The organism is Modestobacter sp. SYSU DS0511, from assembly GCF_054050755.1.
The window spans coordinates 14,156-38,479 of the sequence record NZ_JBJGZY010000026.1 but is presented as its reverse complement, the minus strand read 5'-3'; the positions used below and the strand labels follow the sequence as shown (position 1 = coordinate 38,479).

The following is a 24,324-nucleotide window of genomic DNA, read 5'->3' as shown; positions in this document are numbered from 1 at the left end:
GCGGCACTACCCGCCCGGGGCCGTCCGCCACCCCCGCCGGCCGGGGCCGGCGGGGGTGGCGTCCGTGCTCACTTCAGCACGATGCCGTCACCGGCGACCTCCACCTGCACGGTGTCACCCTCCCGGTAGACGCCGGAGAGCAGCTCCAGCGCGAGCGGGTCGACGATCGCGTGCTGGAGGAGCCGCTTGAGCGGCCGCGCGCCGTAGTCGGGGTCGTAGCCGCGCCGGGCCAGCCAGTGCCGCGCCTCCTCGCTGAGGTGCAGCGCCAGCTTCCGCTCGGCCAGCCGCGCCTCCAGCCCGCGCACCTGGATGTCGAGCACCTGCTCGATGTCGGCCTCGGTGAGCGGGCGGAACCGGACGATCTCGTCGATCCGGTTGACGAACTCCGGCTTGAAGAAGTCCGCCGGGTCACCGGGCAGGTTCGAGGTCATGATCAGCACGGTGTTGGTGAAGTCGACCGTGCGCCCCTGCCCGTCGGTCAGCCGCCCGTCGTCGAGGACCTGCAGCAGCACGTTGAACACGTCCGGGTGCGCCTTCTCGATCTCGTCGAGCAGCACCACCGCGTACGGACGCCGCCGGACCACCTCGGTCAGCTGACCGCCCTCGTCGTACCCGACGTAGCCCGGGGGCGCGCCCACCAGCCGGGAGACGGCGTGCTTCTCCATGTACTCGCTCATGTCGATGCGGACCATGGCCCGTTCGTCGTCGAAGAGGAAGTCCGCCAGGCTGCGGGCGAGCTCGGTCTTGCCGACGCCGGTCGGGCCGAGGAAGAGGAAGCTGCCGATCGGCCGGTTGCGGTCGGCCAGGCCGGAGCGGCTGCGCCGGATGGCGTTGGCCACGGCCCGCACCGCCTCGTCCTGACCGACGACCCGGGCGTGCAGCACCTCCTCCATCCGGACCAGCTTGGCGACCTCGCCCTCCACCAGCCGGGCGACGGGGATGCCGGTCCAGCGGCTGACGACCTCGGCGACGTCCTCCTCGTCCACCTCCTCCTTCAGCATCCGCTGCGTCGACTGCAGCTCGGCCAGCCGGGCGGTCGCCTCCTCGACCTGCTTCTCCAGCGCCGGGATGCGGCCGTAGCGGATCTCCGCCGCCCGGGTGAGGTCGGTCTCCCGCTCGACCTGACCACGCAGCGCCTCGAGCTCCTCCTTGAGCCCGCGGATGGTGGTGATGGCGTCCTTCTCGGCCTGCCAGTGGGCCTTCATCGACGAGGACTGCTCCCGGAGCTCGGACAGCTCGCGGTCCAGTGCGGCGAGGCGCTCGCGGCTGGCGTCGTCGGTCTCCTTGGCGAGGGCGACGCGCTCGATCTCCAGCTGCCGGATCCGCCGTTCGACCACGTCGATCTCGGTGGGCAGGGAGTCGATCTCGATGCGCAGCCGGCTGGCGGCCTCGTCGACGAGGTCGATCGCCTTGTCCGGCAGGAACCGCCCGGTGACGTACCGGTCGGAGAGGACCGCGGCGGCGACCAGCGCGGCGTCCTGGATGCGCACGCCGTGGTGCACCTCGTAGCGCTCCTTGAGCCCCCGCAGGATCGCGACGGCGTCCTGGACGCCCGGCTCACCGACCAGCACCTGCTGGAACCGCCGCTCCAGGGCCGGGTCCTTCTCGATGTGCTTGCGGTACTCGTCGAGCGTCGTCGCGCCGATCATCCGCAGCTGCCCGCGGGCCAGCATCGGCTTGAGCATGTTGCCCGCGTCCATCGACCCCTCGGCCGAGCCGGCGCCGATCACGGTGTGCATCTCGTCGAGGAAGGTGATCACCTGGCCCTGGGCGTCTGCGATCTCCTGCAGCACCGCCTTGAGCCGCTCCTCGAACTCACCGCGGTACTTCGCGCCGGCCACCATGGACGCCAGGTCCAGGGCGATCAGCCGCTTGCCGCGCAGGCTCTCCGGCACGTCGCCCTCGACGATCCGCCGGGCCAGCCCCTCGGCGATCGCGGTCTTGCCGACCCCGGGCTCACCGATGAGGACCGGGTTGTTCTTGGTGCGCCGGGACAGCACCTGGACCACGCGGCGGATCTCCTCGTCCCGGCCGACGACCGGGTCGAGCGTGCCCGCGCGGGCCTCCTCGGTGAGGTCGCGGCCGTACTTCTCCAGCGCCTGGTACTGGTCCTCGGCCTCCGGCGACGTCACCCGGTGGCTGCCCCGGACCTGCTGCAGGGCGCCGAGCAGCTGCTCGCGCGGCACCCCGAGTCGGTCGGCGGTGGCCAGCAGCAGGTGCTCGGAGGACAGGTACTCGTCGCCCAGCTGCTCGCGCTCGCCGTCGGCGCGCTGCAGCACCTCGCGCAGCTCGCGGCCCGGCTGGGCCTCGGAACCGTAGGCGTGCGGCAGGCGGTCCAGCTGCTCCTGCACGCGGTCGCGGACCGCGGGCAGCGGCACGCCGGCCCGCTGCAGCAGGGGCAGCACGACCCCGTCCTCCTGGGCCAGCAGCGCCGCGACCAGGTGGTCGGGGGTCACCTCCGGGTGTGAGTCCGCCCGGGCTCGCTCGACCGCTGCCTGGACCGCTTCCTGGCTGCGTCGCGTCCACCGCTGGGGTTCGAACGCGTGGGACATCGGTGGGACACCTCCTGGTGGATGAGCTGATCTGGTGGGTGAGCTGGAGCTGGTGGTCGGCTGTCCCGGGTCTCGGGTCAGCCCGCGATCCGGTCACGCGCCGCCGGCGGCGTGAGGCGCGCGAGCGCCTCGATCGCCGCGCGCCGGTCCTCGTCCAACCGGCGGGGCACCTCGACCCGGACGGTGACCAGCAGGTCACCGGCCCCGGTGGCGGTCGGGACGCCTCGTCCGCGGACCCGCAGGGTGGCGCCGGGCTGGGTGCCGGGCGGCACCCGCACGGTCACCGGCCGGCCCAGGGTCGGCACCGGCACGTCGGCGCCCAGCGCCGCCTCGGGGAACGTGACCGGCACCGTGACGGTCAGGTCGTCGCCCTGCCGGCCGAGCACCGGGTGCGGCTCGACCCGCACCCGGACCCGCAGGTCCCCCGGTGGACCGCCGTCCGCCCCCGGACCTCCACGGCCGGGCAGGGAGACCGACTGGCCGTCGGCGACCCCGGCCGGGAGGCGGACCACCACGGTGCGGGTGCGGCGCTGCGCACCGGAGCCGAGGCACGCGGGGCACGCCCGGCCGGCGGCCGGGCCGCTCCCGGTCCCTGCGCAGACGGCGCACGGGACCTCCTCGGCCACCTCGAGCCGGCGGGTGGCGCCGCGGACGGCCTCCTCGAAGCCGAGCGTCACCTCGGCCCGCAAGTCGCGGCCCCGGCGGGGGCGGCCCGGCCCCGCGCCCGGCCGCCGGCCGAACACGTCACCGCGGAGGTCACCGGAGTACGCCCCGTCTCCGGCCCGGGCGCCGCGACGACCGGCGCCGTCGCCGGTCCGGTGCACCCGGATCCGCTGTCCCTGGCCGCGGACACCACCCGGGCGGGTCCCGGGGCCGGTGCGGCGGGGCGGCCGGCGCAGCTCGTCGTACTCACGGCGCCTGGTCGGGTCGTGGAGCACCTCGTAGGCGGTCGCCACCTCCCGGAACGCCGCGCCGTCCCCGCTGTCGGGGTTGGTGTCCGGGTGCAACCGCCGGGCCAGCCGCCGGTAGGCAGCAGTGATCTCCTGGTCGGTGGCGGTCTCCGGGACACCCAGCACCCGGTAGTGGTCGGTCTCCAGCCACTCCACGCTCGCCACCACGTGCGTACGCCCCCCTCCTCGGGACCGGTCGCGGACCTCCGTGCGTCGCCCTGCTCAACGAACCGGCGACGCCGGGAATTTCCAGTGACGACTGCAAGTTCTCCGGGCGTCGGGTTCGACGGTGGCCGATCGGGACGCCTGCTGCGGAGCGTCCACCCCGGCCGGCGGCCGGACGCCACCGCGACCGGCGGAGCACAACTGCACACCGATGCGACTGACAGCCATGCCGGGCACCGCGGCGGCCGGTGGGACGCGAGGCGCGACGCCCCGTCCACCCCGGCCTCCGGCCAGGAGACCCGCCGGGTGCCCCGGCACCGTCCGGACCTGTCCCGCGCGCGGGACGAGGAGGTGGGTCACATGACGACGTCGGCGGTCGAGCTCGGCCCGTCGCCGCGTCTGGCCGAGCTCGAACAGCGGTTCGCCGAGCTGGGTGACCGGCTCGACGACTCCCCCGTCACCGACGCCCTGTCGGTGCTGCACGCGATGGTGCACGAACTGGCCCGGCCGCCGGCCCCGCCGGCACCACCGGGGAGCTCGGGCCCGACGCTGCAGGACGTCGCGGACCTCCACCTGACGGCGCCACCCATGACGGGCGCCGCGGAGTCCACCGGCCTGGCCGTGGGCACACCGGCACCGGACTTCGCGCTGCCCGACAGCCAGGGCCACCCGGTGCGCCTGGCCGACCTGCGCGGCCGCCCGGTCGTGCTGGTCTTCTACCCGCTGGACTGGAGCCCCGGCTGCAGCCGCCAGCTGGAGCTGTACGAGCAGGAGCGGGAGGAGTTCACCCGGCGCGGGGTGCAGCTGATCGGCATCTCCGCCGACTCGATCTACAGCCACGGCGCGTGGGCCGCGGTCCGGGGCATCGGCTTCCCGCTGCTGTCGGACTTCCACCCCAAGGGCGAGGTCGCCCGGCGGTACCGCGTCTGGCGGGACTCCGACGGATTCAGCGACCGGGCGCTGTACGTGGTCGACGGCGACGGGGTCATCCGGTACGCGCACGTCTCGCCCCGGGTGGAGCACCTGCCCGACGTCTACGAGCTCTTCGACGCGCTCGACGAGGTCACCGGCCGGCCCGACGCGGCCTGAGGCCGGCCCGAGAACGCACTGACACCCCTGGAGGAGGCAATGAGCACGCCCTACCTGACCACGGCGCTGGGCGCGCCGATCACCCCGGCCGGACCGGCGACGGCGACCGCACCGGTGGTGGTCTACGGGAACCGCTGGTGCGGCGTCACCCAGATGACCCGCCGCCTGCTGGACCGGTCCGGGATCCCCTACCGCTACGTCGACCTCGACCTGGACCCCGCCGCCCGGCGCCGGCTGCGCTGGATGACCGGCGGGGACCTCCGCAACCCCGTCGTCCAGGTGGGCGGCGAGTGGCTCGAGCAACCGACCCCCCGGGAGCTGCAGTGGGCACTGGCACGCCACGGTCTGCTGTGATCACCTGCCCGGGCTGCGGACGGCGCGCCCGGGTGCCGGTGGCCGCCCGGGGCCGGGTGCGCTGCCCGGCGTGCCACGCCGACCTGCCCTGGCTGGTGGACGCCGGCGACGCGGACTTCGACGCCGCCGTGCGGGAGAGCCCGCTGCCGGTGCTCGTCGACGTCTGGGCGCCGTGGTGCGGCCCGTGCCGGGTGCTCGCCCCGGTCGTCGAGCAGCTCGCCCGCGAACGGGCCGGCCGGCTGAAGGTGGTGAAGCTGAACGCCGACGAGGCCCCCGGGTCCAGCGCACGCCTGGGGGTGCGGGGCATCCCCACGCTCGCACTGTTCACCGGCGGGCAGGAGCGGTCCCGGATGGTCGGCGCACAGCCGGCCGACCGGGTCTCCCGCTGGCTCGACGGCGAGCTCTCCTGAGCCGCTCGGGAATTTACAGCGGCGACTACAAGTTCTACGGGGTGTCCGACGAAGGGCACCGAACACGAGAGGAGGCCAGCATGGCACTGCCCGTCCTGTCCCGGTCGCGGAACATGGCGACCCGCGACCCCTTCCGTGAGCTCGACGAGCTCTACGACCGGTTCACCTCGCTCTGGCAGTCCGAGCTCGGCGGGGTGGTCGACCGCTGGGTCCCCTCTGCCGACCTGGAGGAGACCGACGACGCCTGGTCGCTGGAGCTGGAGCTCCCCGGCGTCGCCCGCGACGACGTCGACGTGCAGCTGCAGGACCGGGTGCTCACCGTCTCCGGTGAGGTCAAGGAGAAGGAGCGCACCGGGGTGCTGCACCGGCGCACCCGACGCGTGGGCGCCTTCCAGTACTCGGTGACGCTGCCCGGCGACGTCGACGCCGACAGCGTGCAGGCGCACCTGCACGACGGCGTGCTGACCGTCCGGGTGCCGAAGTCCCAGGCGGCCAAGCCGCGCCGGATCGCCATCAGCAGCTGATCAGCTGCACACCCTGATCGGCACACACCGATCGGCACACACCGATCGGCACGTGCGAACGGGCCAGGAGCTCGGAGCTCCTGGCCCGTTCGCACGTGCGGGTCAGGCGGAGCGGGCCGCCGGCGCCGGCTCGGCCGGCCGGAGCCCGTCGGCCGTCCAGCCGTCGGGCAGCCCGGACACCTCCGCCCGGTCCCCCACCGCCTCGATGCGGACCTGCTGCGCGCCCCCGAGGTCGAGCCCGTCGAGCACCACCCGGCCCCACGACCCGGGGAGCCGCGGCCGGAGCGTCAGTCGGCGGCGCGGCACGTCGAGCTCGAGCCCCAGCAGCGCCCGCACCAGCAGCAGCGGCGCCGCGCTGGCCCACGCCTGCGGCGAGCAGGAGGTCGGGTAGGGCACCGGTGGGTCGAACTCGGCCCGGCTGAACCCGCAGAACAGCTCCGGCAGCCGCCCACCGAACGCCGCCGCGGCGTCCAGCAGCCCGTCGGCCAGGTGCTGGGCGAGCTCGACCGCCCCGGGCAGGTGCGCGTACCGGACCAGCCCGGCGACCGCGAGCGCGGTGTCGTGCGGCCAGACCGATCCGTTGTGGTAGCTCATCGGGTTGTAGGCGCCCATGCCCTCGGCGAGGGTCCGCAGCCCGAACCCGCTGTCCATCGCGGCGTCCGCCAGCCGCTGCACCAGCACGGCGGCGTGCTCGTCGGTCACGATCCCGCTCCAGAGGCACTGGGCGGCATTGCTGGTCAGCGCGTCCAGCGGCCGCTTGTCCCGGTCCAGGGCGACGGCGAACCAGCCGCGGTCGGGCAGCCAGAACCGCTCGGCGAACGCGTCCTTCAGCTCGGCGGCGCGCCGGCGCAGGCGGGAGGCGGTCAGCGGGTCGCCGAACGCCTCGGCGAGGTCGGCCCGCGCCAGCCGGGCGGCGTAGGCGTACCCCTGCACCTCGGCGAGCGCGATCGGTGGCTCGCCCAGCCGGCCGGCGGCGTCGTTGACGCCGTCGAAGCTGTCCTTCCAGCCCTGGTTCAGCAGCCCCCGGTCGGTGGCCCGCTGGTACTCCAGGAAGCCGTCGCCGTCCCGGTCGCCGTACCGGTCCATCCACTCCAGCGCGGCATCGGCGGCCGGCAGCAGGGCCCGCACCTCGTCCTCCGCCGCACCCCAGCGCCAGGCCTCGGTCAGCAGCGAGACGAACAGCGGCGCGGCGTCGACGGTGCCGTAGTACCGGCTGCTGCCCAGCGCGCTGTCCCGGTCGGGACCCAGCCGCAGCTCGTGCAGGATGCGTCCGGGCTCCTCCTCGTTCAGCGGGTCCACCGTGCGCCCCTGCAGCCGGGCGAGCGTCTCCAGCGTGCCGAGCGCCAGCGAGGTCTCCAGCGGCAGGGCCATGTGGGCCGTGAGCAGGCTGTCCCGGCCGAAGAGGGTCATGAACCACGGTGCGCCGGCGGCGACCACCGGCCGGTCGCCGAGCTGGTCACGGATCTGCAGCACACCGAGGTCGTCCTCGGTGCGGCGCAGCACCTCGGCCAGCACCGGGTGGTCGGCGGTGACCGCGGTGCTCGCGCGCCGCCACTCCCGCAGCTGGTGGGCCGGGCGGCTGGTCTCCATGCCCTGCCCGCGGTCCACCCGGGGCGGCACGAGCCGGCCCTCCAGCACCGGCTGCACGGTGACCTCGGTCGACCAGCGCCCGCGCGGGGGCACGACGATCCGCCAGGTGAACGCCGACGGCGTGACCACCACGTCGCCGGTCGCGCTGACCCGCAGCCCGCGCTCCCCGTCGCGACCGGCCAGCACCAGGGCGGCGCCCTCGACCTGCGCCATCACCTCGCCGGTGTCGGCCCGGCCGGCCTTCACCGCGAACAGGTCGGCGAAGTCGGCGCCCAGCCAGAGCGTCAGGGTCGCCGTCGTCGCCTCGGCCGCCAGGTTCTGCAGCGTGACCACCTCGCGCAGGCCGTCGGCCACCAGTCGCTCACGCACCAGCAGCAGCGTGCTGTCCGCCCGGCCGCCCGCCGGGGGACGGCGGAGCACGAAGCGGGCACCGTAGGTCTCCTCCGGCTGCACGGACAGCGGCTGCGGCACGCCGCCGTCCAGGCGCAGCTCGAGGCGGGAGAGGACCCGGGCGTCCCGGAAGTACAGCCCCTGGACGTCGCCCGGCACGATGTCGCCGGTGGCGGTGGACAGGCAGAAGGTCGAGCCGTCGACGAGCGTGACCAGCCCGCCGTCGGCACCGATCCGCACCGGCTCGGTGGCGTTGAGCGGCCCGTCGGTCACTCAGCCCACCTCCCCCAGGTGCCGGCCGGTGGCCGCCGGCCCGGTCGCGCTCGCCAGCGCCCGCCGGTAGGCGGCCTCGTAGCCGCGGGCCATCGCCTCGGCGGAGAAGTGCGTGGCCACCCGGGCACGGCAGGCCGCCGGGTCCAGGTCGCGCACCGCGTCGAGCGCGGCGGGCAGGTCGGCCGGGGTCTCGCAGACCAGCCCGGTCACCCCGTGGTCGACCACCTCGGGGACGGCGCCGCCGCGCAGCGCCACGACCGGCGTCCCGCAGGCCATCGCCTCGATCATCACCATGCCGAAGGGCTCCTCCCACTGGATCGGGAACAGCAGGCAGCGCGCGCCCAGCAGCAGCTCCCGCTTGGTCACCGCGTCGGCCACGCCGACCACCCGGTCGGTGTCGCGCAGGCGGGGCCGCACCTCCCGCTCGAAGTACTCCTTCTCGATCGGCTCCTGGCACTTGCCGGCCAGCACCAGGGGGAGCCCGGCCGCGTGCGCGGCGTCGAGGGCCAGGTGGGGCGCCTTCTGCGGGTGGAAGCGACCGAGGAAGAGCGCGTGGTCGCCCTTGTCGGCGGCGAACGGCCAGGCGGCCAGGCGCAGGGCGTTGTGCACGACGCCGAGCCAGTTCAGGTCCGGCACCAGCTCCCGTTGCCGGTGGCTGATGCCGACCAGACCGACGTCGGCGCCCAGGTCGCGGTAGAGCCGTTCCGCGTCGGCGTCGACCGGGCCGTGCACGGTCAGCACGGTCGGGACGCCACGGGCACCCAGCACCGCGGCGTTGAGCGGGCCGGCCAGCGTGTGGTCGTGCACCACGTCGAGGCCCTCGGTGTCGGCCAGCTCCAGGAGTGCCCGCCGGGCCGCGGCCGCGTGCACGACCTCCGGCGCGGGCTCGCCGAGGCGCTCGGGGACGGCTGTCGGCCACAGCGGGCGGAACCGGGCGCGCGTGCCGTCCCGGCCCGCGCCCAGCAGGGTCACGTCGTGCCCCCGGTCGACCAGCGCGTCGGCCAGGTCGGCCACGACGGCCTCCACGCCGCCGTAGGCACCCGGGGGGACGTCGAAGTAGGGCGGCGCGACGAGGGCCACCCGCAGCGGCGCGCCGGTCCGCTCGGGCGTGGGTCCGCCGTTGGGCACCGCGTGCAGGACGGGCGCCGGCGGGGAGACGGTCTTCTGGGTGTCGACCAGCACAGGGATCCTCCGCGAAGGACTACTGGACCAGTGGACGGACGACGCTGTCCGGGGCAGCGGCACACCGGGCGCCGGGCCACGGTTCGCATCGCTCCCGTGATCTCTCATAGCACCGGCGCGGTCGGTGCTCAAGCCGAACGTCCGGCCGGCCCGTCCCCTGCTGGGCGATCATGGCCCGGTGACCGGCTCCGACGACGCCCCGCCCCCGGCGACCGCCCCCCTGCCGACCCGCCGTGCGGTGCTGCTGCCGCCGGTGGACCCGGCCACGGCGACGGCGCTGCTGCAGGCCACCGGGCAGGGGGGCTGGCTCACCCCCGAGCCGGGCGGCCAAACCGTCTTCACCGGCGGGGTGCCGGCGGCCGGGGCGCTGGCCCGGGCGCTCGGGCACGGCACGGGGGCACCGGGGGCGGTGCTGCTCTGGGCCGACCCGTCGGGGCCGGAGGCCGGGTTCGTCCTGCTGCACCGCGGCGACGTCGTCACCGCGCACAGCTGGACGACGTCCGGCGCCGGGGAGCTGGGTGAGCCGGCGATCGCCGCCCGGGCGACCGGCCGGCCCGAGCTCGAGCCGGGGCTGCGGGCGTTGCTGGCCCGGCCGGCGCCGGACCCGCTCGCGCAGCTGCCCGAGCTGGCCGACCTGCTCCGGCTGCCCGCGGCGGTGCTGCCGCTGCTCACCGCCGCCGAGCTGCCGCCGGGCACCGTGCACGTGCCCGCCCCGCCTCAGCGGCGCGGCCTGCTGCGCACCGTCACCGGAGCGCTCCGCCGCCGGTGACGGTGCGCGGGCTCAGCGCAGCGGCGGGATGACCTTCCGGGCGGCGAGCCGCTCGAACAGCTCGACGAACCGGTCCTCGGTGTCCAGGCAGTCGGCGAACCCGGCCTGGCGCAGCTTGATCGTGGAGCTGACGTTGTCGAAGCCGCTGGTGAAGATGAACTGCCCGAACTCCCAGCCGACCAGGTCCTCGTAGGGGGTGGGCACCAGGTCGTGCCGGGCCACCAGCCGCTCCCACACGTCGCGGCGGCCGGCCATCGCCTCGGCCAGCGGCACCGGCTGCGGCTCGGCCGACTCCATGCCGAAGGCCCGGGCGAAGGCCGGGAACAGGTGCCGCCAGCGCAGCTGGTCGCCGTTGGTCACGTTGTAGACCTCGCCGCCGGCGGCCGGTTCGCTCCCGGCCCACACGGTGGCCCGGGCCAGCAGCTCGGCGTCGGTGACCTGGTAGAGGGCGTCGTAGGCGGCGAGGCTGCCGGGGAAGCGCAGCGGCTGGCCCAGCTCCTTGCTGATCGCGGCGTAGACGGCGATGACCATGAGCAGGTTCATCGGGTTGCCGACGGCGTAGCCGATGACGCCCTCGGGGCGCAGCACGGTGAGCCGGAACCCGCGTTCGGCGGCCACCTCGCGGAGCAGGTCCTCCTGGTCGTAGTAGAAGTTCGGCTGGACGATCCGCGGGTCGCTCTCCTTGGCCGGGGTGTTGAAGAACCCCATGTGCGCCCCGTAGGCCTTGCCGCCCTGGTAGAGGGTGACGTGCTCCAGCGGCGCCCCGGCGGCCGCCAGCCCGTCGAGGGTGGAGCGGAGCATCCCGACGTTGACCTCGGACAGCTCGCGCGCGGTGGGCCGCTCGGCGTAGGCGCCGAACACCAGGTGGGTGGTGTCGGCGGCCGCAGCCAGCCCGTCGCGGGTGGCGTCGGCGTCCCGGAGGTCCACGGCGAGGTGCTCCCAGCCGGCCTCCCGTGGCGCGCGTCGGCTGACGCCGCGCACCCGCCACCCCGGCCGCTTCGCGTACTCCGCCGCGGCGTGCGCCCCGATCACCCCGCCCGCGCCGGTCACCAGCACGCTGCCCTGCTCCGCCATCCCGCTGCACCCCTCGTCTCGCCGATCGTCCGAGAGCCTCCATGCCCGCCGGCGCGACGGCGAACCGGGAAACGGCTGTGGCGCTCACCCCGTCCGGCCCCGACCAGCCGACGAGCTCGCCGATCGGCGACTTCTCCTGCGCCGCTCGCCGTGGCCGTACCCCCGAGGGTGGGCCGGCGTGCCAGGCTGACCGGCGTGAGCGTCGAACGCACCGTCCGGTTGTCCTTCGGTTCTGCCTCGCGCGCGGCGCAGACCCACACCAACCTCTCCGCCGTCCGCAGCGACGGCCCGGTGCTGTGGGTCGCCGGCGACGAGACCGCGACGATCGAACGGCTCGTCGCCGACGACCCCGTGCACCCCACCGGCTACGGCGACGAGACCACCTTCCGGCTGGCCGACCTCGTGGACCTCCCCGGCGCCGAGGACGAGGAGGCCGACGTCGAGGGGCTGGCCCGCGCCGGCCACTTCCTGTGGGCGGTGGGGTCGCACAGCCTGCGGCGCAAGCGGATCAAGGACAAGCACGACGGCGACAAGGCGCTGCGCCGGCTGGCGAAGGTGACCGGGCAGGTCAACCGGCAGGTGATCGTGCGGCTGCCGGTCGCCGAGGTCGACGGTCTGCCGACCCCGGTGCCCGAGCTGACCGTCGACGGCACCCGGCACACCGCGGCGGTCTTCGGCGCCACCGGCCCGGGCCTGCGCGACCTGCTCGCTGACGACGAGCACCTCGCCCCGTTCCTGCCCCTCCCGGGCAAGGACAACGGGCTGGACGTCGAGGGCATCGCGGTGGCCGGCGAGCGGGTGTACCTGGGACTGCGCGGCCCGGTGCTGCGCGGCTGGGCCGTCGTCCTGGAGCTGCGCCCGGAGCCGGACCCGGCGGCGCCCGGGCGCCTGCTGCTGAAGCCGTTCGCCGACGGCCGCCGGTACCGCAAGCACGTGCTGGACCTGGGCGGGCTGGGCGTGCGCGACCTGTGCCCGCACGGCGAGGACCTGCTGGTGCTGACCGGCCCGACGATGGACCTCGACGGCCCGGTGCACGTGTTCCGCTGGCACCGGGCGCTGACCGCCGAGACGCCGCAGGTGGTGCGCGGCGAGCAGCTCAGCCGCGAGGTCGACCTGCCCTTCGGGGTCGGCGACGACCACGCCGAGGGGATCGGGCTGCTGCCGGGCGACGACGCCCGGCTGCTGGTGGTCTACGACAGCCCGGCGCCGTCCCGGCTGGACGACGCCGGCGGCGTCACCGCCGACGTGGTGCGGCTGCCGGCGCGCTGACCCCGCGGTCCGGGTGCCCGCGGGTCACAGACCGGGGCCGAGGGTGGCGACCGTCGCCCGCACCTCCGCGGCGGTGGCCGGCTCGACCGGCAGCGAGGCGAGCAGGGTCGGCACCTCCTCGGGGAGCAGCCCCTCGGCGAGCAGCAGCTCCAGCAGCCGGTCGGCCTGGGCCGGCGGCACCGGCAGGGTCAGCTCGGACTCCCGGACGGCCGCCTCGGCCAGGAACAGCGCACCGGCCAGGTCGTCCCGCGCCGGGTCGGGCGCGGGCGGGGCGGGGGCGGCCGCGCGGGTGACCGCCTCCGCGGCCCGCACCAGCGACAGCGGCAGACCCTCGGCCTCCACCTGCACCAGCGGCGCGCTGCCGAGGGCGGCGAGCACGAGGTGCTCGGCGTCGATCCGCAGCGGCGCCTCCCACTCCCCCACCCGGACGACCTCGACCAGGTCCCGGCCGTCCTCGCCTAGCTCGTCGAGCAGCTCGGCCCACGCCGCCGCGCGGGTGTCCCGCGCACGTTCGGCGGCCAGCACGCAGGTCTCCAGGGTGAAGGGCTCGATGACCTCGCGGTCGAACCGCTCGGCCACCAGCGTGCCGTCAGCGGTCACCGCGTTGAGCGCGTCCTGGAAGCTGCCCGGCCGGGCGTCGCCCAGTTCCAGCCGGCCGTCCTCCTCCCCCGAGAGCGGCTGCCCGGTGACCGCCCGGGCGCCGATGGTCAGCCCGGTGCTCACCACCCGGCCGCGCACCCGCAGGTGGTGCGGCTGGTCGGACAGCCCCACCGCCCAGGCGCAGGCCTCGGCGATCAGCGCACCGGCGCGGTCGCGCAGCACCTCGCGGGCCAGCAGGGCCATGAAGTCGGCATCGAAGGAGGCAGAGTCGTACACGCCCTCCACTGTCCCCCCGACCGGCGCGCGGCGCCCGGCCCCGTCAGCCGCCCGCCCGTCAGCCGCCCGCCCGTCAGCCGCCCGCCCGTCAGCCGATCAGCGCGCTGCGCAGCTCCTCGGCGTCGACGCGCACCTGGGACATGATCGGCAGCACGTCGCGTTCGCGCAGCTGCCCGCAGGTCAGCCCGGTGATGCTCTGCTCCTCGTGGTCGTCGTCGGTGAGCCGCGCGCCGACCTCGAAGGCGGCCCGCAGCAGGGCCCCGGCGAACGAGCCGAGGTCGTCCACCTGCTTGAGCGGGGTGACCATCTCCGGCGGGAAGCCCCACTGCTCCAGCGCCACCGCGGTCAGCCGAAGCGCGGAGATCCCGTACCGCTGGACCTCCGCCGTCCGCCGGCCGGTGAAGGAGCGGTGACCCGCCCAGAGCTCCGCGTAGTCCTCCGGGTCGTTGTGGTGCAGCAGGGCCACGCCCATCTGGGCCAGCAGCCCCTGGCACAGCGCGTCCTGCGGTCGCTCGGCGAACCGCGGGGCCAGCGTCGAGGCGGCCAGCGCGACGTTCGTGCTGAGCTCCCAGAAGTCGGCGGGCAGCCGTGACTCGTCGTCCAGGTCGGTGAGCGCGACGGTGGCCATGGTGCGCACGGTGGCGAAGCCGATCACGGTGACGGCGAACTGCAGCGAGGTCACCCGTCCGCGCATCCCGTAGAAGGCGGAGTTGGCCAGCTTCATCACCCGCCCGGCGAGCGCCACGTCGGCGCTGAGGATGCGGGAGAGCTCCGCGGCGCTGGCCTCGTCGGAGTTGGCCACCGACACGATCTGCGCGGCGACCGGGCGCTGGGCGGCCATCGTGTCGATGCTGGCCAGCACCCGCTCCAGGTCGAACGTCGGCGCGGCGGCGAGGGGGGCGGTCACGACGGCTCCAGGGCTGGCTGTTCGGGCAGGGCTGGCGGTTCGAGCGGGGCGGGGAGGGCGGGCCGGGCGGGGACCGGGCGCGCGCGAGGCGGTCACCGCTGGGCGGCCGCGGCGAACCAGGCGGTCGCCTCGGCGGCGGCCAGGGGGGCGGCCAGGCTGAACCCCTGCAGGTAGGTGGCGCCGAGCTCGGCCAGCAGCCGGGCCTGCGCCGGGGTCTCCACCCCCTCGGCGACCGTGCACAGCCCCAGGTTGTGCGCCAGCGCGATCACCGCGGAGGTGATCTCGGCGTGCCCGTCGGCGAGCTCGGCGACGAAGGACCGGTCGACCTTGAGGCAGTCCACCGGCAGGTGCCGCAGGTAGGCCAGCGAGGAGTAACCGGTGCCGAAGTCGTCGATGGAGATCTGGCAGCCGAGGTCCCGCAGCGACTGCAGCACCGCGCGGGCCGCGGCCGGGTCCTTCATCAGCGCCGACTCGGTGATCTCGATCGACAGCCGGTCGGCGGACAGCCGGTGCCGGCGGAGCGCGGAGGCCACGTGGTCGTGCAGGTTGCCGTCCAGCTGGAGGGCGGAGACGTTCACGTGCGCCCGGCGCGGCGCCGCGGCACCGAGCTCCTCGTCCCACGCGGCGAGCTGGCGGCAGGTCTCGTCGAGCACCAGCAGCCCGAGGCCGGCGACCAGGCCGCTCTCCTCGGCCAGCGGCACGAAGACGCTCGGGCTGATCGACCCGCGCTCGGCGTGCTGCCACCGGGCCAGCGACTCCACCGACGTCGCCGTGCCCACGACGGCGTCGAAGATCGGCTGGTACATCAGGGTGACCTCGCGCCGCTCGATCGCCGACCGCAGCTCGGCGACCAGCCGCAGCTTGTCCCGGGCCTGCGCCCGGGCGTCGGAGTCCAGCACGGTGATCCGGCCCTTGCCGCCGGACTTCGCCTGGTACATGGCGATGTCGCAGTCGCGGATCAGCTCCTCCGCGGCCTGGTGCTCGGCGGTCTGCACGGTGACCCCGACGCTGGCCTGCGGCCGGAGGTCCACGCCGCCCAGGCGGACCGGCCGGCGCAGCTGCGCCCCGATCCGCTCGGCGAGGGCGACCGCGTCGGCCTCGCTGACCTGCTGGCAGACGACGACGAACTCGTCACCCCCGAACCGGGCCACCAGGTCGCCGGGGCGCACGGTGGCCCGCAGCCGCGAGGCGACCTCGACCAGCAGCTCGTCACCGGCGGCGTGGCCGAGGGAGTCGTTGACGACCTTGAAGTTGTCCAGGTCGAGGAAGATGCAGGCCAGGCTGTCGGCGCCGGGCACGAACCAGGTGCTGACGTGGTCGGCGAGCAGCGTGCGGTTGGGCAGCCCGGTCAGCGGGTCGTGGTTGGCCTGGTGGGCCAGCCGGGTCTCGAAGGCCAGCCGGTCGGTGATGTCCTCGATGGTGCCGACGAAGCCCGCGCCGACACCGGGGGTGAATAGGTGCGCGAAGCGGATGACGGTGGTGAGCTCGGTCCCGTCGGGGCGGACCAGCCGCGCCTGCGCCTCCCCCTCGCTGCCGTCGCCGTCGCTGCCATCGCCGCCGAGGAGCACCCCGGTGGCCTGCTCGATCACCTCGTCGAGGTCGTCGGGGTGGACGACGTCCAGCCAGCCGGTGCCCAGCAGCTCCTCGGCCTGCTGCCCGGCCAGCGCGCAGAACGCGTCGTTGACGTGGGCCAGCCGCATGCCCTGCTCGGAGAGGAGCGTGGGGATCGGCGAGCGCTCGGTGAGGGTGGCGAAGCGCCGCTCGTGCGCGTCGGCGGTCGCGCGCAGCGCGCGCTCGGCCTCGTTCGAGGTGGTTCCCAGCCGCATGGTCCAGCGCCGGCCGCCGGGCGCCGGCACCGCGGAGACCGAGCACTCGAGCGACTCGCCGCTGGCGCAGCGCACCGGCAGGGTCATGACGACGGCGCGCTCCCGGCGCAGCAGCAGGCGCAGCTCGCCGCCCCGCAGGGAGGGGAGCAGCTGGTCGACCGGGAGCGCCCGCAGGTCCTCCTGCGCGTAGCCGAGCAACGCGACGGCCTTCTCGTTGCTCCAGCCGACCCGCGTCGCACCGCCGGTGCGCTCGACGACCAGGATGGCGGTGGAGGAGCTGACCGAGACCCCGTGGAAGACGGCGGCGACCACCTCCGGCGAGGGCTGGTCGCCCGCCACCGGTGCTCTCGCTGCCACGTCGTCCTCCGCTCCGCCCCCGGACGCGGTGCCGCGTCTGCGCCCACCTTCGTCCTCCGGCGATCCGGGCTCCAGCCGATCCGGGGCCGATTCCCCCCTTCGGGCGGGGTGCGCCGGCGCCCGAACACGGGTGGTCACCGCCACCGGCCGGCTCCCGTCGTCCGCCCCGGACGGCCCGGGGAGCCCCCCGGTTACCCGCCGGTAGCGGATGTGGGATGTTGGGATCCACGTCACAGACGGCAGAGCCGCCGTCGGGAATGGGGCCCCATGCGCTTGCACCTGTCACCCGAGGACGAGGCGTTCCGGGACCAGCTGCGCACCTTCTTCACCACCTCGGTGCCGCAGTCGATCCGGGAGGCCGTCATGGCCCACCGCGAGCTGACCAAGGAGCGGTTCGTCGAGGCCCAGCAGGTCCTCAACGCGGCGGGCCTGGCCGTGCCGCACTGGCCGGTCGAGTGGGGCGGCCGGGACTGGACGCCGCTGCAGCGCCACATCTGGCGCGAGGAGATGCAGCTGGCCGGCGTCCCCGAGCCGCTGGCCTTCAACGCCAGCATGATCGGCCCGGTCATCGCCACCTTCGGTTCGCAGGAGCAGAAGGAGCGCTTCCTGCCCCCCACCGCCAACCTCGACATCTGGTGGTGCCAGGGCTTCTCCGAGCCCGACGCGGGCTCCGACCTCGCCTCGCTGCGCACCACCGCCGTCCGCGACGGCGACGACTGGGTGGTGAACGGTCAGAAGACCTGGACGACGCTCGGGCAGCACGCCGACTGGATCTTCTGCCTGGTGCGCACCGACCCCACCGCGGAGAAGAAGCAGCGCGGCATCTCGCTGCTGCTGTTCCCGATGGACTCCCCCGGGGTGACGCTGCGACCGATCGAGCTGCTCGACGGCGGGTTCGAGGTCAACGAGGTCTTCTTCGAGGACGTCCGGGTGCCGGGGGCGTTCCTCGTCGGCGAGGAGAACCGCGGCTGGGACTACGCCAAGTTCCTGCTCGGCAACGAGCGGGTCGGCATCGCCCGCATCGGCTCGACCAAGCGGATGCTCATCGACGCCAAGGAGCACGCCCGCGGCATCACGGTCAACGGGGCCCCGCTGGCGGCGGACCCCTACGTTCGGGCCCGGATCGCCGAGCTGGAGAACGAGCTGCTCGCCCTGGAGCTGACCGCGCTGCGGGTGGTCGCGAACTCCGCCGACGGCAAGCCGCACCCGGCGTCCTCGGTGCTCAAGCTGCGCGGTTCGGAGCTGCAGCAGGCGGCCACCGAGCTCCTGGTCGACGTCGCCGGACCGCTGGCGGTCGCCTCGTTCACCGGTGCGGACTCCGACGTCCCCGAGTGGGCCCAGGTCGCCGCACCGCACTACCTGAACCACCGCAAGGTCTCCATCTACGGGGGGTCCAACGAAGTGCAGCGCACCATCATCGCCGGCTCGATCCTGGGACTGTGACCTGACCGTGGACTTCAGCTACGACGACGAGCAGAACGCCCTCCGCGAGGCGGCACGAGCACTGCTGGGCCGCGCGTACGGCGACAGCGAGCAGCGCCGGGCGGTGGTCGCCACCGCGCCCGGCTTCGACGAGAAGACCTGGGCCCGGCTGGCGGAGATGGGTGTCCTCGGGCTCCCGTTCGCCGAGGCCGACGGCGGGATGGGCGCCGGCCCGGTCGAGGTGTCCATCGTCGCCGAGGAGATCGGCCGGGTGCTGGCCCCCGAGCCCTTCGTCGAGGCCGTCGTCCTCGCCGGCGGGCTGGTGGCCGACCTGGGCAGCGGCGCCCAGCGGGCGCAGGTGCTCGGTGCGCTCGCCGAGGGTCGACTGCTGCCGGCCTTCGCGCACGCGGAGATCGGCACCCGGTGGGAGCCGGTGGCCCGGTCGGTCACCGCGCGCCGCGCCGACGACGGGGCCGGCGGTGCCTGGACACTGACCGGGGTCAAGGAGCCGGTGCCGAACGGCGCCCGCGCCGATCTGCTGGTGGTGAGCGCACGGGTGGGCGACACGACCCGGCTGTTCCTGGTGCCGGGTGACGCCGAGGGGCTGACCCGGACCGGCCACCGCAACCACGACGGCACCCGCTCGGCGAAGCTCACCTTCGCCGGCACCCCGGCCGAGCCGCTCGGCGAGGGGCCCGCCGACCAGGCGGCCGCCGTCGAGAAGGCCCTGGCCCGGGCCCGGGTGGCGTACGGGCACGAGGCGCTCGGCGCGATGGAGACCGCACTGACCACCACGGCCGAGTACCTGAAGACGCGCCGGCAGTTCGGCGTTCCGTTGAGCAGCTTCCAGGCGCTGACCCACCGGGCGGCGGACATGTACGTCTCCCTGGAGCTGGCGCGCAGCACGGCCCTGTGGGCGACCCTGGTGGTCGACGCCGACGGCGACGTGGTCGCCGCCGCGGACCGCGCCCGGCTGCAGGTCAGCCGGGCCGGCCGGCACATCGGCGAGGAGGCGATCCAGCTGCACGGGGGCATCGGCGTGACCGCCGAGTACTCGGTGGGCCACTGCACCAGCCGGCTCGTCGCGATCGACCACCTGCTCGGCGACGGCGACTGGGCGCTGTCCCGGCTGGCCGCCTCGGTCGACTCCTACCCGGCGGTCGACCCGCTGGGCTGAGCCTGCTGGACACCCGCACCCCGGGAACCCTCGCTCTGCCCACCCGCCTCCGGCGGGCCGGCCAGCAGCACCGGCGTCGTGGCCTGCCTGGCCACCTGCTCCGCGACGCTGCCCAGCACCCGCTGCGACAGGCCCCGTCCCCGACGGCCCAGCATCAGCACGTCCGCGCCCTCCGTCCGGGCCACGTCGACCAGCACCCGGCTGGGCCGGCCGCAGCCGATCTCCAGCACCGGCTCGGTGTCGGCGTCCAGCCAGCGCGCCCGCTCGGCCAGCAGGTCGTGCGCCGCAGCCCGGACGTCGGCGTCGTCGAACTCGGCGACGTCCGGGTCGACGACGGTGACCAGCACGAACCGGGTCCCCGCCCCGCCGAGCAGCCGGGCCGCGTCCCGGACCGCCTGGTCGGACTCGCGCGACCCGTCGACCGCGACCAGGACGGTCCGCCCCGGCCCCGGCTCCTCCGGGTCACCACCGCGCGCCGCCCGGCGGTCCAGCACGACCACACCGTGGCGTCCCCGCTCTGCCGCGATCGGCAGGAAGAGCGGGCCGAGCACCACCCCCGGCAGCCACCACCGCCCGGTGCGGTGCCCCTGCCGGCCGAGCAGCACCACGACCGCGACGACGCCGGCCGTGACCCAGACGGCGAGGACGATGAGCACCCAGAGGAACGTCGGCATGCTCCCCACGATGCCCGATCGACCGCCGGCCTGGGACTGCAGCAGGTCCCCCGCACGGGGGCCTTTGGTCCCGGCGCAGCCGGGAATGGCCGGACAGCCCGGAGGGTTCCGTGCGACAGTAGTTGCACTCTCAACCAGTGCGGCTCCCACCACCAGGAGGACGAGATGCAGTTCGGGGTCTTCACCGTCGGCGACGTGACGCCCGACCCGACCACGGGTCGCGTGCCCACCGAGGCCGAGCGGATCAAGTCGCTGATCACGATCGCGCTCAAGGCCGAGGAGGTCGGGCTCGACGTCTTCGCCCAGGGCCAGCACCACAACCCGCCGTTCGTGGTCTCCTCGCCCACCACCACGCTGGGCTACATCGCGGCGAGGACAGAGAAGCTCGTCCTGTCGACGTCCACGACGCTGATCACCACCACCGACCCGGTGAAGATCGCCGAGGACTTCGCCACCCTGCAGCACGTCGCCGACGGCCGCGTCGACCTGATGATGGGCCGCGGCAACACCGGCCCGGTCTACCCCTGGTTCGGCAAGGACATCCGCGACGGCATCCCGCTCGCGGTGGAGAACTACCAGCTGCTGCGCCGGCTGTGGCGCGAGGACGTCGTCAACTGGGAGGGGCAGTTCCGCACGCCGCTGCAGGGCTTCACCTCGACGCCGCGCCCGCTCGACGGCGTCCCGCCGTTCGTGTGGCACGGCTCGATCCGCAGCCCGCAGATCGCCGAGCAGGCGGCCTACTACGGCGACGGCTTCTTCCACAACCACATCTTCTGGCCGGCCGAGCACACCCAGCGGATGGTCGAGTTCTACCGCCGGCGGTTCGAGCACTACGGCCACGGCAGCGCCGACCAGGCCATCGTCGGCCTCGGCGGGCAGGTGTTCATGCGGAAGAACTCGCAGGACGCCGTCCGGGAGTTCCGCCCGTACTTCGACAAGGCGCCGGTCTACGGCGGCGGTCCGTCGCTGGAGGAGTTCAGCACCCAGACCCCGCTGACCGTCGGCTCGCCGGAGCAGGTGATCGAGCGGACGCTGGGCTTCCGCGACTACGTCGGTGACTACCAGCGCCAGCTGTTCCTGATCGACCACGCCGGCCTGCCGCTGAAGACGGTCCTCGAGCAGCTGGACATCCTCGGCGAGGAGGTCGTGCCCGTGCTGCGCCGGGAGTTCGCCGCGCTCAAGCCGGCGCACGTCCCCGAGGCGCCGACGCACGCCTCGCTGGTCGCTGCCGCCGGCGGCAGCAAGGACGCAACGGTGTACGCCCCGGCCGACGACGTCACCGGCCAGGTCCAGGAGGTCCCGGCCCGATGACCACCCGCACCCTCGCGGTGGTCAGCGCCGGGCTGAGCACCCCCAGCTCGACCCGGTTGCTGGCCGACCGGCTGGCCGCAGCCACGGTCGAGGCGCTGCGCGTCCGTGGCGACGACGCCACCGTCGAGCTCGTCGAGCTGCGCGGGCACGCGCGCGACCTGGCCGACCACCTGACGACGGGCTTCGCCAACGAGCCCCTGCAGGCCTCGATCGACACCGTCGTCGGGGCGGACGCCGTCATCGCGGTGACCCCGGTCTTCTCGGCCAGCTACTCCGGGCTGTTCAAGACGTTCTTCGACGTGCTGGACAAGGACGCGCTCATCGGGAAGCCGGTCCTGCTGGGCGCCACCGCGGGGACGGCGCGGCACTCGCTGGTCGTGGAGTACGCGCTGCGGCCGCTGTTCGCCTACCTGCGGGCGGCGCCGACGCCCACCGGGGTCTTCGCCGCCGCGGAGGACTGGGCCGGCGGCGGGATCGACCGGTCGCTGGCCGAGCGGGTCGAGCGGGCAGCCGGCGAGCTGGCCGGACTGGTCGCGGGCCGGCCGGTCAGCGCCCGCCCGGCCGATCCGTTCGCCGACCCGACGACGTCGTTCGAGGAGCTGCTGAAGGGCCAGTGACCGCGTCGGGCAGGATCCGGGGATGACCCCGCCGACGTGGTTCACCCAGGCCCTCGCCGCCCAGCCCGAGCACCGCGATGTCGTGGTGGCCGGCGCCCGCGTGCACGTGCGCACCTGGGGGCCGGCCGGCGCCCCCGGCGTGGTGCTGGTGCACGGCGGCGCCGCCCACTCGGGCTGGTGGGACCACATCGCCCCGCAGCTGACCGGGCACCGGGTGGTCGCCCTGGACCTCACCGGGCACGGCGACAGCGACCACCGCCCCGAGTACGACCCGTTGGTGTGGGCCCGCGAGGTCGTGGCGGTCGCCGCGTCCGCCGGGCTGGACCGGCCGCTGGTGGTCGGGCACAGCATGGGCGGCTGGGTCGCGGTCACCGCCGCGGTCGAGCACCCGGCCGAGGTCGGCGGCGTGGTGGTGATCGACTCCCCGCTCAACGACGCGCCCCCGGACGAGAGCCGGCTGCGCGAGCGGCGCCGCCCGCACACGGTGCACCCCACGCTGGACGCGGCGATGGCGAGGTTCCGCACCCTCCCGCCGCAGGAGGTCTACCTGCCGGAGGTCCGCGACCACGTCGCCCGCGGTTCACTGCGCGCCGTCGACGGCGGGTGGACCTGGGCCTTCGACCCGGAGTTCTTCGGCACCCGGCTGCGGCTCCGCGACCTGCTGCCCCGGCTGCGCCGGCCGGCCACCCTGCTGCGCTGCGCGCACGGGCTGGTCACCGCGGAGATGGCCACCGAGATGGCCGGCCTCACCCCGGGGCCGCTGCCCGTGGTCGAGCTGCCCGCCGCCGGGCACCACCCGATGCTCGACCAGCCGCTGGCCCTGGTCGCCGCGCTGCGCACGCAGCTGGCGCTGCAGCCCCCGTCCGCGCGCTGACCGGCGGCCGGCTGCCACGATGGACCGGTGACGGTGAGCCCCGTGGAGTTCGTCGAGACGCTGCTGCCCGGCGTCGGTGTCCGCTACGAGCTGACCACCCGGGCCGGCCAGCCGATCGGCATCGTGGTCCGCCGGGAGGGCTCGGTGGAGCTGGTCTTCTACGACCGGCGCGACCCCGACCAGGCCCGCGAGGTGCTGCAGCTGGAGGCCGACGAGGTGGCCGCGGTCGCCGAGGTGCTGGGCGCGCCCCGGGTGACCCAGCGCTTCGCCGACCTGTCCCGCGAGGTGCCCGGGCTGGAGTCCACCCGGGTGACCGTGCCCGCCGGATCGCCGTTCGCCGGCCGGCCGATGGGCGACACCCGCGCGCGCACCCTGACCGGCTGCTCGATCGTGGCGCTGGTCCGCGGCGGCGACGTCGTCACCGCACCCGGGCCGGAGCAGGTGCTGCAGGTGGGCGACGTGCTCGTGGCGATCGGCTCGGGATCCGGCCTGGCCGCCTTCGCCGCACTGCTCACCGGCCAGTCCTGAGAGCCGGCGGTGGAGCACGTCGCGGCGCTCCTCGTCGAGCTGGGTCTGCTGTTCCTCGGCTTGTCGGCGCTGGGACTGCTCGCCCGCCGGCTCGGGCTGTCCCCCATCCCGTTCGTGCTGCTGGCCTCCCTCGCGCTCGGCGAGGGCGGGGTCGCCCCGCTGACCACCGCCGAGCCGTTCCTCGAGGCGGCCGCCGAGATCGGCGTCGTCCTGCTGCTGCTGGCGCTCGGCCTGGAGTTCTCCGCCGCCGAGCTGTTCGGCTCGCTGCGCCGGCACGGGCCCTCGGGGCTGGTCGACCTGCTGCTCAACGCACCACCGGGGTTCGCCGCCGGCCTGCTGCTGGGGCTGCCCTGGCAGGGAGCGCTGGCGATGGCCGGCGTCACCTGGATCTCCTCCTCCGGGATCGTCGCCCGGCTGCTCGGCGACCTGGGCCGGCTGGGCAACCGGGAGACCCCCGCGGTGCTGTCGGTGCTGGTGCTGGAGGACGTCGCGATGGCGCTGTTCCTCCCGCTGCTGGTGGTCGCGCTGGCCGGCGGCGGACCGCTGCAGGCCGTCGCCGGGGTCGCGCTGGCCGGCGGCGCCGTGCTGCTGGTGCTGCTGGCCGCCAGCCGGCACGGGCACCGGCTGGGCCGGGTACTGGACCACCCGGACGACGAGCAGGTGCTGCTGCGGCTGTTCGGCCTGACCCTGCTGGTCGCCGGCGCGGCGCAGGCGCTGGGCGCCTCCGCCGCGGTCGGCGCCTTCCTGGTGGGCATCGCCGTCCCGGCGTCGCTGGCCGAACGGGCCCGGGCGGTGCTCTCCCCGCTGCGCGACCTGTTCGCCGCGACCTTCTTCGTCGCCTTCGGGCTGTCCACCGACCCGGGCGGCCTGCTGCCGGTGCTGCCGGCCGTGCTGCTGCTGGCGCTGGTCACCGCGGCCACCAAGCTGGGCACCGGCTGGTTCGCCGCCCGCCGCGACGGCGTGGCGGTGCCCGGCCGGCTGCGCGCCGGGGCGGCGCTGGTGGCGCGCGGGGAGTTCTCCGTGGTCATCGCCGGGCTGGCGGTCACCGCCGGGCTGACCGACGTCGGGCCGCTGGCCACCGGGTACGTGCTGGTGCTCGCGATCGGCGGGCCGGTGCTGGCGCGGTTCGTCGAGCCGCTGTCGGCCCGGTTCCGGCCCGCCTGA

22 protein-coding genes are annotated in these 24,324 nt (G+C 75.1%); 13 read left to right on the top strand and 9 right to left on the bottom strand.

Annotation, left to right across the window (positions count from 1 at the left end):
- Positions 1 to 68: 68 nt before the first annotated feature.
- Both ACI783_RS13785 and ACI783_RS13780 read right to left on the bottom strand, forming a co-directional pair.
- Positions 69 to 2,552, bottom strand: a complete 2,484-nt coding sequence (locus ACI783_RS13785) for an ATP-dependent Clp protease ATP-binding subunit (RefSeq protein ID WP_457140963.1) — start codon at positions 2,550 to 2,552, stop codon at positions 69 to 71.
- Positions 2,553 to 2,629: 77 nt separating this feature from the next.
- Positions 2,630 to 3,658: a DnaJ C-terminal domain-containing protein gene (locus tag ACI783_RS13780; protein ID WP_457140962.1), complete on the bottom strand. Its 1,029-nt coding sequence runs from the start codon at positions 3,656 to 3,658 to the stop codon at positions 2,630 to 2,632.
- 369 nt (positions 3,659 to 4,027) lie between these two features.
- On the opposite strand from ACI783_RS13780, the gene ACI783_RS13775 reads away from it, so the two are divergent.
- From ACI783_RS13775 to ACI783_RS13760, 4 genes are all read left to right on the top strand, one after another.
- Complete coding sequence (locus tag ACI783_RS13775; RefSeq protein ID WP_457140961.1) at positions 4,028 to 4,756, top strand: redoxin domain-containing protein; 729 nt, start codon at positions 4,028 to 4,030, stop codon at positions 4,754 to 4,756.
- A gap of 39 nt (positions 4,757 to 4,795) precedes the next feature.
- Positions 4,796 to 5,110 (top strand): glutaredoxin family protein, encoded by a 315-nt coding sequence (locus ACI783_RS13770; protein WP_457140960.1) that lies wholly within the window; start codon positions 4,796 to 4,798, stop codon positions 5,108 to 5,110.
- Positions 5,107 to 5,520, top strand: coding sequence for a thioredoxin (gene trxA / locus ACI783_RS13765; protein ID WP_457140959.1), 414 nt, complete (start codon positions 5,107 to 5,109; stop codon positions 5,518 to 5,520). Before ACI783_RS13770 ends, trxA begins: the two co-directional genes overlap by 4 nt.
- A gap of 80 nt (positions 5,521 to 5,600) precedes the next feature.
- Entirely contained in the window at positions 5,601 to 6,044 is a 444-nt protein-coding gene (locus ACI783_RS13760; RefSeq protein ID WP_457140958.1) for an Hsp20/alpha crystallin family protein, read from the top strand.
- A gap of 102 nt (positions 6,045 to 6,146) precedes the next feature.
- Here the strand turns inward: ACI783_RS13760 and ACI783_RS13755 are convergent, their stop codons facing one another.
- Positions 6,147 to 8,297: an amylo-alpha-1,6-glucosidase gene (locus tag ACI783_RS13755; RefSeq protein ID WP_457140957.1), complete on the bottom strand. Its 2,151-nt coding sequence runs from the start codon at positions 8,295 to 8,297 to the stop codon at positions 6,147 to 6,149.
- The gene (locus tag ACI783_RS13750) at positions 8,298 to 9,479 is read right to left on the bottom strand and encodes a glycosyltransferase family 4 protein (protein ID WP_457140956.1); all 1,182 of its coding nucleotides are present in this window, start codon (positions 9,477 to 9,479) and stop codon (positions 8,298 to 8,300) included.
- Between the two features lie 178 nt (positions 9,480 to 9,657).
- Here ACI783_RS13750 and ACI783_RS13745 point away from each other — a divergent pair, with 178 nt between their 5' ends.
- Positions 9,658 to 10,248: a hypothetical protein gene (locus tag ACI783_RS13745; protein ID WP_457140955.1), complete on the top strand. Its 591-nt coding sequence runs from the start codon at positions 9,658 to 9,660 to the stop codon at positions 10,246 to 10,248.
- Between the two features lie 12 nt (positions 10,249 to 10,260).
- Here ACI783_RS13745 and ACI783_RS13740 read toward each other — a convergent pair whose 3' ends face one another.
- Positions 10,261 to 11,322 (bottom strand): SDR family oxidoreductase, encoded by a 1,062-nt coding sequence (locus tag ACI783_RS13740; RefSeq protein ID WP_457140954.1) that lies wholly within the window; start codon positions 11,320 to 11,322, stop codon positions 10,261 to 10,263.
- A gap of 195 nt (positions 11,323 to 11,517) precedes the next feature.
- Here ACI783_RS13740 and ACI783_RS13735 point away from each other — a divergent pair, with 195 nt between their 5' ends.
- Positions 11,518 to 12,591: a DUF3616 domain-containing protein gene (locus ACI783_RS13735; RefSeq protein WP_457140953.1), complete on the top strand. Its 1,074-nt coding sequence runs from the start codon at positions 11,518 to 11,520 to the stop codon at positions 12,589 to 12,591.
- Between the two features lie 24 nt (positions 12,592 to 12,615).
- On the opposite strand, the gene ACI783_RS13730 is transcribed toward ACI783_RS13735, so the two are convergent.
- The 3 genes from ACI783_RS13730 to ACI783_RS13720 form a co-directional block, all read right to left on the bottom strand.
- A complete protein-coding gene (locus ACI783_RS13730; protein WP_457140952.1) occupies positions 12,616 to 13,467 on the bottom strand; it encodes a hypothetical protein in 852 nt (283 codons plus the stop codon).
- An 88-nt stretch (positions 13,468 to 13,555) separates the two neighbouring features.
- Positions 13,556 to 14,374, bottom strand: coding sequence for an HDOD domain-containing protein (locus tag ACI783_RS13725; RefSeq protein WP_457140951.1), 819 nt, complete (start codon positions 14,372 to 14,374; stop codon positions 13,556 to 13,558).
- Positions 14,375 to 14,466: 92 nt separating this feature from the next.
- A complete protein-coding gene (locus ACI783_RS13720) occupies positions 14,467 to 16,557 on the bottom strand; it encodes a putative bifunctional diguanylate cyclase/phosphodiesterase (protein ID WP_457140950.1) in 2,091 nt (696 codons plus the stop codon).
- Positions 16,558 to 16,824: 267 nt separating this feature from the next.
- Here ACI783_RS13720 and ACI783_RS13715 point away from each other — a divergent pair, with 267 nt between their 5' ends.
- Both ACI783_RS13715 and ACI783_RS13710 read left to right on the top strand, forming a co-directional pair.
- Positions 16,825 to 18,000, top strand: a complete 1,176-nt coding sequence (locus ACI783_RS13715; RefSeq protein ID WP_457140949.1) for an acyl-CoA dehydrogenase family protein — start codon at positions 16,825 to 16,827, stop codon at positions 17,998 to 18,000.
- 7 nt (positions 18,001 to 18,007) lie between these two features.
- Positions 18,008 to 19,156, top strand: coding sequence for an acyl-CoA dehydrogenase family protein (locus tag ACI783_RS13710; protein ID WP_457140948.1), 1,149 nt, complete (start codon positions 18,008 to 18,010; stop codon positions 19,154 to 19,156).
- Here ACI783_RS13710 and ACI783_RS13705 read toward each other — a convergent pair.
- On the bottom strand, positions 19,129 to 19,830 hold the full coding sequence (locus ACI783_RS13705) for a universal stress protein (protein ID WP_457140947.1): 702 nt from the start codon (positions 19,828 to 19,830) through the stop codon (positions 19,129 to 19,131). The genes ACI783_RS13710 and ACI783_RS13705 overlap by 28 nt on opposite strands.
- A 165-nt stretch (positions 19,831 to 19,995) precedes the next feature.
- Between ACI783_RS13705 and ACI783_RS13700 the strand changes: the two genes are divergently transcribed.
- Genes ACI783_RS13700 through ACI783_RS13680 form a run of 5 tightly spaced genes read left to right on the top strand, consistent with a single transcriptional unit; the run spans position 19,996 to position 24,324 of the window.
- Entirely contained in the window at positions 19,996 to 21,141 is a 1,146-nt protein-coding gene (locus ACI783_RS13700; protein ID WP_457140946.1) for an LLM class flavin-dependent oxidoreductase, read from the top strand.
- On the top strand, positions 21,138 to 21,758 hold the full coding sequence (locus tag ACI783_RS13695) for an FMN reductase (protein WP_457140945.1): 621 nt from the start codon (positions 21,138 to 21,140) through the stop codon (positions 21,756 to 21,758). Before ACI783_RS13700 ends, ACI783_RS13695 begins: the two co-directional genes overlap by 4 nt.
- Before the next feature lie 22 nt (positions 21,759 to 21,780).
- Positions 21,781 to 22,632, top strand: a complete 852-nt coding sequence (locus ACI783_RS13690) for an alpha/beta fold hydrolase (protein WP_457140944.1) — start codon at positions 21,781 to 21,783, stop codon at positions 22,630 to 22,632.
- A 27-nt stretch (positions 22,633 to 22,659) separates the two neighbouring features.
- Complete coding sequence (locus ACI783_RS13685) at positions 22,660 to 23,160, top strand: cation:proton antiporter regulatory subunit (protein WP_457140943.1); 501 nt, start codon at positions 22,660 to 22,662, stop codon at positions 23,158 to 23,160.
- A gap of 9 nt (positions 23,161 to 23,169) precedes the next feature.
- Positions 23,170 to 24,324, top strand: coding sequence for a cation:proton antiporter (locus ACI783_RS13680; RefSeq protein ID WP_457140942.1), 1,155 nt, complete (start codon positions 23,170 to 23,172; stop codon positions 24,322 to 24,324).